Raw genomic sequence first — 12,359 nt, forward strand, 5'->3', positions numbered from 1 at the left:
GCCAAAAGTGCCCGTTCGCGCCGTTATTCGCGTTCTCGACCTCGGTTGCGAACACATCGGCCCGGCGCCACCCCATCGACTACCGTAGGAGCGTTGTGGATGGGAGCGAGGCGACCGGGTGTACCTGAAGAGCCTGACCCTCAAGGGGTTCAAGTCCTTCGCTCAGCCGACCACGTTCGCTTTCGAGCCCGGTGTCACCTGTGTCGTGGGCCCCAACGGCTCGGGCAAGAGCAACGTGGTCGACGCGCTCGCGTGGGTGATGGGGGAGCAGGGCGCGAAAACCCTCCGCGGCGGCAAGATGGAAGACGTCATCTTCGCGGGCACCTCCACCCGCGGTCCTCTGGGTCGCGCCGAAGTGTCGCTGACGATCGACAACTCCGACGGCGCTTTGCCGATCGAGTACACCGAGGTAACGATTACCCGCACGCTCTTCCGCAACGGTGGGAGTGAGTACGCGATCAATGGGCGCGGCTGCCGACTGCTCGATGTGCAGGAGCTGTTGAGCGATTCGGGTCTCGGCCGCGAAATGCACGTGATCGTCGGGCAGGGGCAGCTCGATGCGGTACTCCACGCGACCCCGGAGGAGCGGCGCGGCTTCATCGAGGAGGCCGCTGGCATCCTCAAGCACCGCCGCCGCAAGGAGAAGACCCTCCGCAAGCTCGACGCCATGCAGGCGAACCTGACCCGCCTCTCCGACCTCGCCGGCGAGATCCGGCGCCAGTTGAAGCCGCTCGGACGCCAGGCGGAGGTGGCCCGGCACGCGCAGACCATCGCGGCCGTTGTCCGCGATGCCCGGGCGCGGCTTCTCGCCGACGACGTGGTCGGACTACGCGCGGCGCTCGACGGCTTCGCGCGTTCCGAGAGCGAGCGGCACAGCGAGCGCGTCGTCCTGCAGGAGAAGCTGGAGCAGGCGACGCTGCGAATGGCGCGGATCGAGGCGGAGATGATCGGCGACGCTGTAGACGACGCGCGGCGCACAACCTTCGAGCTGGAGTCGGTGCAGGAGCGGCTGCGCAATCTGTCGGCGCTCGCCGGGCAGCGGCTCGCACTGCTCGAACTCGAGTCCGAGCAGCCGCAGACCGCACCGCGGGTCACCGTGCAGCAGCTCGAGGAGGTCAGGGTTGAGGTGGAGCGCCTGCGACAGGGCGTGCTCGACGCCAACGCGGCCTGGATCGCGGCCCAGCGTGGCACGGTTGCCGCCCGGTCCGCTCTCGACGCGGTTGACGAAGAGATCGCCGTGCAGTCCGCCCTCGTCTCCCGCTACGACCTCGAACTCTCCACGCTGACCGGTCAGGCCGACATTGCCGCCTCCCGTCTGGCGTCGGTGCGGGGGGAAGTCCTGCGCGCTCAGAACACACTCGACTCCGCGGCGCAGCGAAGGGGCGCTGCCCGGCGCACCCTGGAGGCACTCGAGGACGAGATCGGCGAGACCGGCCGCGGCCCGGACGGCGCCCTCGACGAGGGCTACGAGCGCGCCCAGGTGGCCGTGTCCGAGGCGGAGCGCGAGATCGAGCGGCTCCGTGACGAGCTGCACGCGCTGGAGCGCGAGCGCGAGGCCCTCGCCGGCCGCACGAGTGCCCTCTCCCTTGCCCTCGACGTCTCCGACGGGTCGGCCGAGCTGATCGCCGCCCGGCTTGACGGCGTCAGCGGCAGGGTGGCCGAGCGAATCCAGGTGCGTCGCGGCTACGAGGCTGCCATCGCCGCCGCGCTCGGCGCGATCGCCGACGCCGTGCTCGTTGATTCGACCGTGCAGGCCGACGCCGCGCTCGACGCCGCCCTCGACCGCGAACTCGGCCGCGTCGAGCTGCTGGTCGCCGACTCCGCCCGCCCAACGTTCGACCTTGACGTCCCCGACGGCGCGATCCGTGCCGGCGAACTCGTTACCGCTCCACCCGGGGTCCTGTCCCTCCTGGAGCGCGTGCTCGTGGTGGACGATATCGCCACTGCGCGCCGCCTCCGCGCAGTCCTCGGCGGATCCGATCTCCTCCTCGTCACCCGCGAGGGTGCGGTGGTCTCGGATGTCGTGCTCAGCGCCGGGTCCGGCGGAGAGGGCAGTCGCATCGAACTCGTCTCGGAGCGCGACTTCGCCGCGAGCCGACTGGAGGAGGTGGAGACAAGCATCGGCCGCCTCCGCTTCGAGCTGGGCGAGCAGACCGGCGTGCTGCGGTCCGCGAAGGAGCAGTCGACGCTCGCCCTCGCCGCTCTCCGCGAGCACGACGCCGCGCGGGCGGCCCACACGGAGCGCCTCGGGCGGGTACGCGCTCAACTGGAGGCGGCGACTGCCGAGCACGGCCGCGGCGAGAAGGCGTTGGCCACCGCCTTGGAGCGGGTCGGCGACTCCGAAACCGCCGCGCAGAACGCGAGGAGCGCGCTCGACACCGCCCGCGCGTGCCCGAGGCCGGTCCTCGACGCCAGCGCCCGCGACGGCCTCCAGCGCGAGGTGGACGCCGCGCGCGAGCGCGAGATCGAGGCGCGCCTCGCCGTCGAGACGGCACAGGAGCGCGTGCGCGCGGAGCAGTCCCGCGGCGAGGCTCTGGCCGGGCAACTCGCCGCCGATCGCGCCGCCGCCGACGAGGCCGCCCGCCGCGCCGTGATCCGCCGCCGCCAGCAAGACGCCGCCGCCGAGGTGACTGCCGCGCTCCCGGCCGTCCTCGCCGCCGTCGACCGCTCCGTGCAGGAGGCGCGCGCCCAGCTCGTCGCCGCCGAAGCAGCCCGCTCGCAGCACAACGCCGAGCTGCACACGCTCCGTCGCGAGGAAGCCGCCCTGCGCGACCGGCTCCAGTCCGTCACTGAGAGCGTGCACGGGCTCGAGCTGCAGATCTACGAGAAGCGGCTCCAGCTCACCGGACTCCTGGAACGCGCCGGCTCCGAGCTAGGACTGGGCGAGGACGTGCTCGTGGCCGAGTACGGGCCGGACGTCGGCGTCCCGGACGAGACGGGCGAGCACGAGGAGCCGCGGGCCTACGTCCGCGAGGAGCAGCGGCGGCGCCTCGAAAAGGCCCAGAAACAGCTCGGCCAACTGGGACGCGTGAATCCGCTTGCCCTCGAAGAATTCGCGGCGCTGGAGCAGCGGCACGTGTTTCTCACGGAACAGCTCGCCGATCTCACCAGCACTCGCCGCGACCTGCTCACCATCATCGGCGAACTCGACGAGACCATGCAGACGGTCTTCGCCTCCGCCTTCGACGACACGCAGGCTGCGTTCGCCGAGGTGTTCCCCGTCCTCTTCCCCGGGGGCACGGGCAGCATCCGCCTGACCGACCCGGAGAACCTGCTCACGACAGGGATCGAGGTCGCGGTCCGCCCCGCAGGCAAGAAGATCGAACGGTTGTCGCTGCTCTCGGGAGGGGAGCGCTCGCTCGCGGCGGTGGCGTTCATGGTGGCGATCTTCACGTCGCGGCCGAGCCCCTTCTACATCATGGACGAGGTGGAGGCGGCGCTGGACGACGCAAACCTCGGCCGATTGCTGAGCATCTTCCAGACCCTGCGGATCTCGAGCCAGCTCATCGTCATCACCCACCAGAAGCGGACGATGGAGATCGCGGACGCGCTCTACGGCGTATCAATGCGCCAAGACGGCGTGTCGGCGGTGGTCGGCCAGCGCGTGGCGGCGCCGCATTCGTGAGTGCGCCGCCCGTCACGCCACCGGTCGGCCGCAGCGACCCATTCGACTACCGTGACGTCGTGCCGCCCCTGGATCACGTCATCCTGACCCGCTTTAGTGTCGTCTTCGTGCCCGAGCAGCCGCCGGCCTCCGACGACTGGCTGCGCTACCGGTGGGCGTTCTTCGAGGAGGCGACGATCGCCTCCCTCGAGTCGCAATCCGTCCAGTCGTTCCGCTGGCTCGTCTTCCTCGATGACCGCGCTCCCACCTGGCTGCGCGAGCGGATGTCCGCAGCCGCCGGCCCGTTCGAGCCGGTCTACCTCTCCGGCCCCTTCACCGTGGACGCCGTCCGGCGTGCCATCGGGAGCGATTCCGCCTCGCCCCTCCTCACCACCCGGCTCGACAGCGACGACGCGCTGGGGATCCGCTTCGTCGAGACCGTTCAGCGCGAGGCGACGACGGCAATCGCCGCCGGTCTCGACGCCGATGGTCTCTACCTCAACGCCACCCGCGGCCTCCAGCTCGAGCGCTCCGGTCGCATCTATCGGTACGACTACGCGTCGAACCCTTTTCTCAGCTTCGTCGAGACCCGCACCCCCTCGGCCTGGCCTCGCACGGTGTTTCAGGACGGCCGGCACGGCGGTGCGCGCGAGCACGCTCCCGTCCGCTCCATCCGCGCCGAACCTTTGTGGTTGCAGGTCGTCCACGGCAGCAACCTCATGAATGACATCCGCGGCGTGCGGGTGCACCCGAGGGCGGCGGAGCGATCCTTCGACGTGGCGCTCGGCTTCCGGCGAGATGTGCCTCCGCTTCGCCTTGTCACAGAGCGCCTCGTGTCGATGGCCGCTTTGGTGCTCCTGTGGCTCCGCCACCCGGGTCTGGGCCGCCAGGCGGTCGTGGGACGGGTCGAGTACCTTCTCGGCACGCGGACTCGGCCGCGGCGACGCCGGTAGCCTGGACGCATGGCAGAACGCACTTCCTGGTCACTCGGTCGCGCACTGCGCGGACTGTTCGAGAAGCGCACGATCGACGACCAGACCTGGGACGACCTCGAGACGGCCCTCATTACGGCGGACTTCGGTCCCGACATCACCGAGGAAATGGTGGACGACCTCCGGTCGAAGGTCGCCCGCTACTCCACGACCGATCCCCGCGACCTCCAGCGAATGCTCCGCGAGTCCCTCGAGGAGCGCCTGTCCAAGTACGACACGACGCTGAAGCTCAGCGAGCGCCCCGCCGTGATCCTCGTGGTCGGAGTGAACGGCGTCGGCAAGACGACCACCATCGGCAAGTTCGCCAAGTTCCTCCGCAACTACGGCCGCAGCGTCGTCGTCGGAGCCGCCGATACCTTCCGCGCGGCCGCCGTCGATCAGCTCGCCACCTGGGCGCAGCGCGCCGACGCGCAGATCGTCCGCCCGCAGCAGGAGCGTCAAGATCCGGCCTCCGTCGCCTTCCAAACCGTGCAGTTCGCGAAGGACAACGGCATCGAGATGGTGATCATCGACACAGCCGGGCGCCTGCACACCAAGGGCGGCCTCATGGACGAACTCACCAAGATCAAGCGCGTCATCGAGAAGCAGGCCCCGATCTCCGAGATCCTGCTGGTGCTCGACGCGACCACCGGTCAGAACGGCCTCAGTCAGGCGGAGGCGTTCATCGAGCACGCGGGCGTCACCGGCCTGGTCATCACCAAGCTCGACGGCTCCGCGAAGGGCGGCTTCGTCCTCGCCGTGCAGGAGCGCACCGGCATCCCCATCAAGCTCGTCGGTCAGGGCGAGGGCATCGGCGACCTCACCGGCTTCACCCCCCACGTGTTCGCCCAGCAGCTCGTCGCCTGACCCGCTCGCCCTCCTGCCGCGAGATGCCACTTCGGTACGCGACACGCCGAGCGGAGCGTACTCACGAGGCATCCCGCGGAGGCCTTAGACCGCCTGCGAGAAGCCGAGCGCCGCGTCGGCCAGATGGCGCAAATGCTCCGGTACCGGCAGGCCCTTTGACTCCATCGAGCGCGCCCAGAGGCGCCCCGCCCGGTAGGAGGAGCGCACCAGCGGCCCCGCGAGCACGCCGAGAAAGCCGATGTCCTCCGCCTCTTCCTTGATCGCGACGAACTCCTCCGGGTGCACCCAGCGATCCACCGGCAGGTGCCGCGGAGTCGGGCGGAGGTACTGCGTGATCGTCACGATGTCCGTTCCGGCGTCGTAGAGGTCCTGCAACGCCTGCGAAATTTCCTCGCGCTCCTCGCCCATTCCGAGAATGAGGTTCGACTTCGTGATCAACCCCGCCTCCCGGCCCTGGGTCAGCACGTCGAGCGAGCGCTCGTAACGGAACGCCGGACGAATGCGCTTAAAGATCCGCGGCACCGTCTCGACGTTGTGCGCGAACACTTCCGGCTTCGCCTCGAAGACCCGCTGGAGGTGCTCGGCGCGCCCCGTGAAATCGGGCACGAGGATCTCGACGCCCGTCCCCGGCGCCTGGGAATGGATCTGCCGAATCGTCTCCGCGTAGAGCCAGGAGCCCTCGTCGGGCAGGTCGTCACGCGCGACTCCGGTGACGGTCGCGTAGCGGAGGTTCATCCGCGCCACCGACTCGCCGACCCGTCGCGGTTCGTCGGCGTCGTAATCTGCCGGCCTGCCGGTGTCGATCTGGCAGAAGTCGCAGCGCCGCGTGCACTGCGCACCGCCGATCAGGAATGTCGCCTCCCGGTCCTCCCAGCACTCGAAAATGTTGGGACAGCCGGCCTCCTGGCACACCGTGTGCAGCTCCTCGCTCTTCACGAGCGACTGCAACTGCCGGTACTCCGGTCCCATCGTGGCCTTCGTGCGGATCCACTCTGGCTTGCGCTCGATGGGCGTCTCGGCATTGCGGACCTCGAGTCGCAGCAGCTTGCGGCCGCCCACCTCGGCGCTCACGCGGCGACTCCGGAGGCGTTCCGGCGCACCTCGGCAGTGTTTTCCGCCGACGCCGCAAAGGCCGGCGCCGCCTGGGCGAATCTCGCCAGCACCCGCGCCCGCACCACGTCCATCGCCGGCGCTTCGCCGCGCTCCCGCGCCACCGTGGTCACGCCCGCGTCTGCGATGCCGCAGGCGACGATCCGGGAGTAGGGCTCGAGGCTGTTCGAGACGTTGAGTGCGAAGCCGTGCATTGTGACGCCGCCAGCTACGCGGATCCCGATCGCAGCGATCTTGTTGGCGCCGTCCGGCCGCACGACCCAGACGCCCGAGCGCCCATCGACGCGGCTGCCGTGCACGCCCAGGTCCTCGAGTACGTCGATCAGCATCCCCTCCAGCGAGCGGACGTAAGCGAGTACGTCGACCGGTTCGCGCAGCCGCACAATCGGATAGCCGACAAGTTGGCCAGGGCCATGCCACGTGATCCTGCCACCGCGGTCAACGTCGACCACGGGGGAGCCGTCATCCGGGCGTTCGTGCGGCTCTGTGCGCTTGCCTGCCGTGTAGACGGAGGCATGCTCGCAGAGAACGAGAGTGTCGGGTCGCTCTCCGGCGGCGATCTCGGCATGGAGGCGGCGCTGCAGATCCCAGCCGTCGCGGTAGTCCAGGGGGTCAGCGGAGTCGCCCGCAACGAGAGTCTCGATCATCGGGCCACCATAACGCGCTTGCTGGACGGAATCCAGATAACGCCTCTCGCTCCTGCGGCAAGCTCCGGCATGGCTCCGGTAGAATTCCCGGCATCATGGCTACTTTCGGCACCCTCTCCGATCGACTCGTCGAGACCTTCAAGAACCTCCGCACCAAGGGCAAGCTCTCGGCCTCAGACGTCGACGGCACCGTCCGCGAGATCCGACGCGCCCTGCTCGACGCCGACGTCGCGCTCGAGGTCGTGAAGGAGTTCACCGGCAAAGTCCGCGAACGTGCGCTCGGCGACGAGGTCAGTAAGGCGCTCAACCCGGCGCAGCAGGTCGTCCAGATCGTCAACGAAGAGCTGGTGGGCATCCTCGGTGGTCAGTCGCGCCGCCTGGAGTTCGCCAAGCGGCCGCCGACCGTCATCATGCTCGCCGGTCTCCAGGGCGCGGGAAAGACGACGCTCGCCGGCAAGCTTGGCAAGTACCTCGGTAAGGACGGGCATACGCCGCTTCTCGTCGCGGCCGACCTCCAGCGCCCCAATGCGGTGCAGCAGCTTCAGGTCGTCGGCGAGCAGGCCGGAGTCGCGGTGTATGCGCCCGAGCTGGGCAACGGAGTCGGCAACCCGGTCACGGTTGCGAAGAACGCGATCCGCTTCGCCACCGAGAAGCAGTACGACACCGTGATCATCGACACCGCGGGGCGGCTCGGAGTCGACGCCGACATGATGAAGCAGGCCGCGGATATCCGCCGGGTCACGAACCCCGACGAGGTGCTCTTCGTCATCGACGCGATGATCGGCCAGGACGCGGTCGCGACCGCCAGGGCCTTCCAGGAGGGCGTCGACTTCACCGGCGTCGTGCTCTCCAAGCTCGACGGCGACGCTCGCGGAGGCGCGGCGCTCTCGGTCGCGTCGCTGACCGGCCGTCCGATCCTGTTCGCCTCCACCGGCGAGGCGCTCGATGACTTCGAGCAGTTTCACCCGGATCGGATGGCGAGTCGCATCCTCGACCTCGGCGACGTACTGACACTTATCGAGCAGGCGCAGGCCGCGTTCGATGAGGACGAGGCGCGCAAGGTCGCCGAGAAGATCATGAGCGACTCGTTCACGCTCGACGACTTCCTCGGCCAGATGCAGCAGCTGCGCAACATGGGCTCGATCAAGAAGATGATCGGCATGCTGCCCGGGGCGAAGGGTATGCGTGAGCAGCTCGACCAGTTCGACGAGCGCGAGATCGTGCGCACCGAGGCGATCATCCAATCGATGACCACGGCGGAGCGGCAAAATCCGAAGCTCCTCAACGGCTCGCGGCGGCTGCGGATCGCCCGCGGCTCGGGAATGACCGTGACCGACGTCAATCAGCTCGTGCAGCGCTTCGAGCAGGCCGCCAAAATGATGAAGACCGTGGCCAAGGGCGGAATGCCCAACGTGCCCGGCATGGGCTCCGTGCCCGGCGCTGGCTACCAGGGTCGCCCGAAGCCGCAGAAAAAGAAGGGCAGCAAGTCGGGCAACCCGGCCAAGCGTGCGGCCGAGAACGCGGCCCTCACGTCCGCACCGCGTTCCGGCGACGCAGGCGGCTCCGGCTTCGGCCTGGGCGGCGGTGCACAGGGCGCGCAGCCCACGCCCGAGGAGCTGGAGCAGTTGCAGAAGCTCCTCGGCCGATGAGATCGCGCACGGCCGGGGCAGCCGGGGTCTTCGCCGTGGTCGCGCTCGCGCTCACGGGGTGCGCGGGCGAATCGGGCACAGAAGCGAGATCGGTGCCCGCGCCCGCGGATCTCGCAGGGCGCTGGGTGACCGGAGTTGCCTACAGCGCGCCCGACGTCCCGTTCCTCCTCCTCGCAGAGGACGGCACCTGGACGGGCTCGGACGGCTGCAACGGCGCCAAGGGCGAGTGGTCGATCGACGGTGAGGGCAACCTGTCGGTGACCGCGGGCCCGAGCACGTTCATCGGCTGCGACGGAGCCGCGCTGCCGCGCATCTTCTCGGAGTCGGCGACGGCGTCGCTCGACGGAGGACGCCTGCGCCTGTTCGATGACGAGGGAGCGACCATCCTCAAGCTGGCTCGCTCGACCAGCGAGGAGGCGCCGACCGCATCCGCGGACCCTGCGGGGGAGTAGGCGGGCCGACAGGCGTCGGGGTCCCCGCGGGCGCTCTCGCTCGCTAGCGTGAAGACATGACAACAGCACCCGCGCGTCCCGTCCGTATTGGCGTCCAGATCGCTCCGCAGCACGTCCCCTACGAGGTCATCCGCGACACCCTCGCCGAACTCGAGGACCTCGGCGTCGATATCGCGTTCAACTGGGACCACTTCTTCCCTCTCTCCGGCGAGCCTGACGGGCTCCATTTCGAGGGCTGGAGCATGCTTGCCGCCTGGGCCGAGCAGACCAACCGAATCGAGTTCGGCCCGCTCGTGACCTGCAACAGCTATCGCAACCCCGATCTGCTCGCCGATATGGCACGCACTGTCGACCACATCAGCGCCAAGGGTGCTGAAGGGCGTCTGATCTTCGGCATCGGGTCTGGCTGGTTCGAGCGCGACTACGAGGAGTACGGCTACGAGTTCGGGACCGCCGGCTCGCGCCTCAACGAACTTTCCGAGTCGATGCCGCGCATCCGCAGCCGCTGGTCGATGCTGAACCCGGCCCCGACCCGCGACATCCCCGTGATGATCGGAGGTGGTGGCGAGAAGAAGACCCTGCGGATCGTCGCCGAGCACGCCGACATCTGGCACAGCTTCTCCGACGTCCCCACCCTCGAGCGCAAGCTCGGCGTCCTCGCCGAGTGGTGCGGCCGTGTCGAGCGCGATCCCGCGGCGATCGAGATCTCCACCGGCGCGAGCGTTCGTGGCGGTGTCGGCGACGCCTCCTTCGATGTCCTCGATCAGCAGTTCGATCTCGGTGCGCGCCTCTTCACGCTTGGCATCTCCGGCCCCGACATCGACCTCGCGCCCGTGCGCGACCTGCTCGCCTGGCGCGACGCCAAGACGACACGCTAAGCCAGACGCTAAGCCAGACCAGACGCCACGACGCCGCTTCCTCGTCGACGTGGGGGTTAGGGATCGGGAGCGTCCGTCGCGCGCTGGTCCCTCGGCACCGCGTGCGCCAGTCCTGCCTTCTCTGCCGCGCGCACGAAGGTGTCCGCCAGCACCTTCTGGCCCTCCACGGTCGGATGGACGTTGTCCTCAGCGAGCAGACCGACCTCGCGTAGCGGGTCCGGGTACTCCAGCACCTCGCCACCGGCGGCCGTGACCGACTCGACGAGTGCAGCGTCGTACTCGTCGAGATCGGTCGGCCGCGGATCGGGCCCCCACACGGAGTCGACCGCGATCAAGCGTGCATGAGGAGAGGCGGCGGTAATAGCGTCCACGGCGATCGGAATCGACGACGCGACCTCTTCCGGGACCCAACCCAGGTCGTTGCTGCTCGCAATCAGGATGATGACGTCGGGTTCCGTCTCCGCAATTTCCTCAGCTCGATCGCCGATCGCCGCGCCACAATCGCCGGGCTCGATGAATCCGCCGCCATCGCAGCCGAGATCTGTCACGCTCCAGCCCAGGTCGTCGCCGATCAGCGCCGGCCACGCTTGCTCGGGCTCCACGCCAAGCCCGCGGACGATGCTGTCGCCCACGACCGTGACGCGGGAGCCCGCGGGGATCGCACCGCCGAGAGCCAGAGGCTCCGGATTCGCCGTCTTCTCGGGCGGTGTGCTCTCCTCAGGTGAGTCCGTCTCCGGCGGGTCTGTCTCCGCGGACGGGTCGTTCTCCGTGGGCGTCTGCGTCCCCGTGAGCGGGTCCCCGGGCGAGGCGCTGCTCGCGATCGTGATGCCGGAGGGGGGCGAGCAGGCGGCGAGGCCGAGCGCGAGCACGACAAGCATCGACGCCGCGGCTGGGAGGCGGCGCCTCATGATCGCGGGTCCCGGAGTCCGTCGCGCAGCTCGCCGGCGAGCGCCCGCACCACCGCCGGCAAGTTGCCGTCGTTCGCGGCGGCCGTACGCCGCTGGCGCTGGTAACTTGCGCCAGCGACGAGGATGAGTTCGACATCGCCCAGTTCCTGCACGCAGCCAAGACGCTCGGCCACTGGTGCGAGGGTGACGAGCAGATCGCGGATGTCGTCGGTGACGAGCCGCTCCGCTCCCGCCGCGTTGAGGATGATGTCGGCGTCCAGGCCATAGCGGGCCGCGCGCCACTTGTTCTCGCGGACGTACCAGGGTTGCATTGTCGGCAAGCCCTCACCGGCGTCCAGGCGTGAAGAGAGGTGCTCGACGAGGCACTGGATGAGCGCGGCGACCGCTGCGATCTCCTGGGCGGAGGAGAGACCGTCGCAGGCGCGCATCTCGATGGTGCCCCACTGCGGCGAGGGGCGGATGTCCCAGCGCACCTCGGTGTGGTCGTCGATGACGCCGGTGCGCATCATGTCATCGACGTACTCCTCGTAGTTCGCCCAGGCGCCAAGCTGTGGCGGTAGTCCTGCCGTGGGCAGCTGCTGAAACATCAGCGCGCGGTTGGAGGCGTACCCCGTATCGACTCCGCCCCAGAAGGGGCTGGAAGCCGAAAGCGCCTGCAGGTGCGGGTAGTAGCCGAGCAGCGAGTTCAGGATGGGCAGCACCTTGTCGCGGCGCTCGATCCCGACGTGCACGTGAATGCCCCAGATCATCATGTTCCGGCCCCACCACTGCGTGCGGTCGATGAGCCGGTGGTACCGCTCCTTGTCGGTGATGCTCTGGTCGAACCACTGGGCAAACGGATGCGTCCCCGCGCAGACGAGGTCCAGCCCCATCGGATCGGTGATCTCGCGCACCTGTCGCAACTGATCCTGAAGATCGGCGACGGCGTCGCTGACCGTCGTATGCACGCCGGAGACGAGTTCGACGGTGTTGCGCAGAAGTTCGCCGGTGATGTGCGGGTGCGGGGCGCCATCGTCGTCGCGCAGCGCCTCCAGCACCACGTCGGCCACGTTGGCAAGGTCGCCCGTCTGCCGGTCGACGATCGCGACCTCCCACTCGATTCCGAGCGTGGAGCGGTCGGACGCGGCGAAGCTAATCTCCATAGCGTGGTCCTCATCGGATCCGGGCGCCCACCGATTTGGGACGCGCCCAGACATCCTCGCATCTAAGAACAGGGCGAACGCCGAAGGTCGACGCCGACGCACTTGGCGTCGGCCCCGGGCCACGAGAGGAC

The 12,359-nt window shown here is 69.1% G+C and carries 10 protein-coding genes; 6 read left to right on the top strand and 4 right to left on the bottom strand.

Annotated features, from left to right (window positions below; genetic code table 11):
* Positions 1-118: 118 nt before the first annotated feature.
* From smc to ftsY, 3 genes are read left to right on the top strand one after another with little or no spacing between them, the layout of a single operon-like run.
* Positions 119-3,625 carry a chromosome segregation protein SMC gene (gene smc / locus B0H03_RS02860; protein WP_104264627.1) on the top strand — a complete coding sequence of 1,169 codons (3,507 nt, stop codon included), beginning with the start codon at positions 119-121 and terminating at the stop codon, positions 3,623-3,625.
* Entirely contained in the window at positions 3,622-4,557 is a 936-nt protein-coding gene (locus tag B0H03_RS02865; RefSeq protein ID WP_164860184.1) for a glycosyltransferase, read from the top strand. The genes smc and B0H03_RS02865 overlap by 4 nt, the downstream gene beginning before the upstream one ends.
* Positions 4,558-4,566: 9 nt before the next feature.
* Positions 4,567-5,442: a signal recognition particle-docking protein FtsY gene (ftsY, locus tag B0H03_RS02870; protein WP_104264629.1), complete on the top strand. Its 876-nt coding sequence runs from the start codon at positions 4,567-4,569 to the stop codon at positions 5,440-5,442.
* Between the two features lie 84 nt (positions 5,443-5,526).
* Here the strand turns inward: ftsY and lipA are convergent, their stop codons facing one another.
* Positions 5,527-6,513, bottom strand: coding sequence for a lipoyl synthase (gene lipA / locus B0H03_RS02875; RefSeq protein WP_181075027.1), 987 nt, complete (start codon positions 6,511-6,513; stop codon positions 5,527-5,529).
* Positions 6,510-7,199, bottom strand: a complete 690-nt coding sequence (gene lipB / locus B0H03_RS02880) for a lipoyl(octanoyl) transferase LipB (protein WP_104354270.1) — start codon at positions 7,197-7,199, stop codon at positions 6,510-6,512. Before lipB ends, lipA begins: the two co-directional genes overlap by 4 nt.
* A 95-nt stretch (positions 7,200-7,294) precedes the next feature.
* Here lipB and ffh point away from each other — a divergent pair, with 95 nt between their 5' ends.
* From ffh to B0H03_RS02895, 3 genes are read left to right on the top strand one after another with little or no spacing between them, the layout of a single operon-like run.
* A complete protein-coding gene (gene ffh / locus B0H03_RS02885; protein ID WP_104354269.1) occupies positions 7,295-8,848 on the top strand; it encodes a signal recognition particle protein in 1,554 nt (517 codons plus the stop codon).
* Positions 8,845-9,300, top strand: coding sequence for an META domain-containing protein (locus tag B0H03_RS02890; protein WP_104354268.1), 456 nt, complete (start codon positions 8,845-8,847; stop codon positions 9,298-9,300). Before ffh ends, B0H03_RS02890 begins: the two co-directional genes overlap by 4 nt.
* 56 nt (positions 9,301-9,356) lie before the next feature.
* Entirely contained in the window at positions 9,357-10,178 is an 822-nt protein-coding gene (locus B0H03_RS02895; RefSeq protein ID WP_104354267.1) for an LLM class F420-dependent oxidoreductase, read from the top strand.
* A 56-nt stretch (positions 10,179-10,234) separates the two neighbouring features.
* On the opposite strand, the gene B0H03_RS02900 is transcribed toward B0H03_RS02895, so the two are convergent.
* Positions 10,235-11,086 carry an SGNH/GDSL hydrolase family protein gene (locus tag B0H03_RS02900; RefSeq protein ID WP_127843911.1) on the bottom strand — a complete coding sequence of 284 codons (852 nt, stop codon included), beginning with the start codon at positions 11,084-11,086 and terminating at the stop codon, positions 10,235-10,237.
* Positions 11,083-12,228, bottom strand: coding sequence for a glutamate--cysteine ligase (locus tag B0H03_RS02905; RefSeq protein ID WP_104353975.1), 1,146 nt, complete (start codon positions 12,226-12,228; stop codon positions 11,083-11,085). The genes B0H03_RS02900 and B0H03_RS02905 overlap by 4 nt, the downstream gene beginning before the upstream one ends.
* Between the last annotated feature and the right edge of the window lie 131 nt (positions 12,229-12,359).

This window comes from Rathayibacter iranicus NCPPB 2253 = VKM Ac-1602 (assembly GCF_003149025.1).
In the GTDB taxonomy this organism is placed as follows: domain Bacteria; phylum Actinomycetota; class Actinomycetes; order Actinomycetales; family Microbacteriaceae; genus Rathayibacter; species Rathayibacter iranicus.

Excerpts from the sequence above, each read along its gene's own strand:
- ffh (WP_104354269.1), top strand. The coding sequence starts at position 7,295 with ATGGCTACTTTCGGCACCCTCTCCGATCGACTCGTCGAGACCTTCAAG.
- B0H03_RS02890 (WP_104354268.1), top strand. The coding sequence starts at position 8,845 with ATGAGATCGCGCACGGCCGGGGCAGCCGGGGTCTTCGCCGTGGTCGCG.
- B0H03_RS02895 (WP_104354267.1), top strand. The coding sequence starts at position 9,357 with ATGACAACAGCACCCGCGCGTCCCGTCCGTATTGGCGTCCAGATCGCT.
- ftsY (WP_104264629.1), top strand. The coding sequence starts at position 4,567 with ATGGCAGAACGCACTTCCTGGTCACTCGGTCGCGCACTGCGCGGACTG.
- lipB (WP_104354270.1), bottom strand. The coding sequence starts at position 7,199 with ATGATCGAGACTCTCGTTGCGGGCGACTCCGCTGACCCCCTGGACTAC.
- B0H03_RS02905 (WP_104353975.1), bottom strand. The coding sequence starts at position 12,228 with ATGGAGATTAGCTTCGCCGCGTCCGACCGCTCCACGCTCGGAATCGAG.
- B0H03_RS02900 (WP_127843911.1), bottom strand. The coding sequence starts at position 11,086 with ATGAGGCGCCGCCTCCCAGCCGCGGCGTCGATGCTTGTCGTGCTCGCG.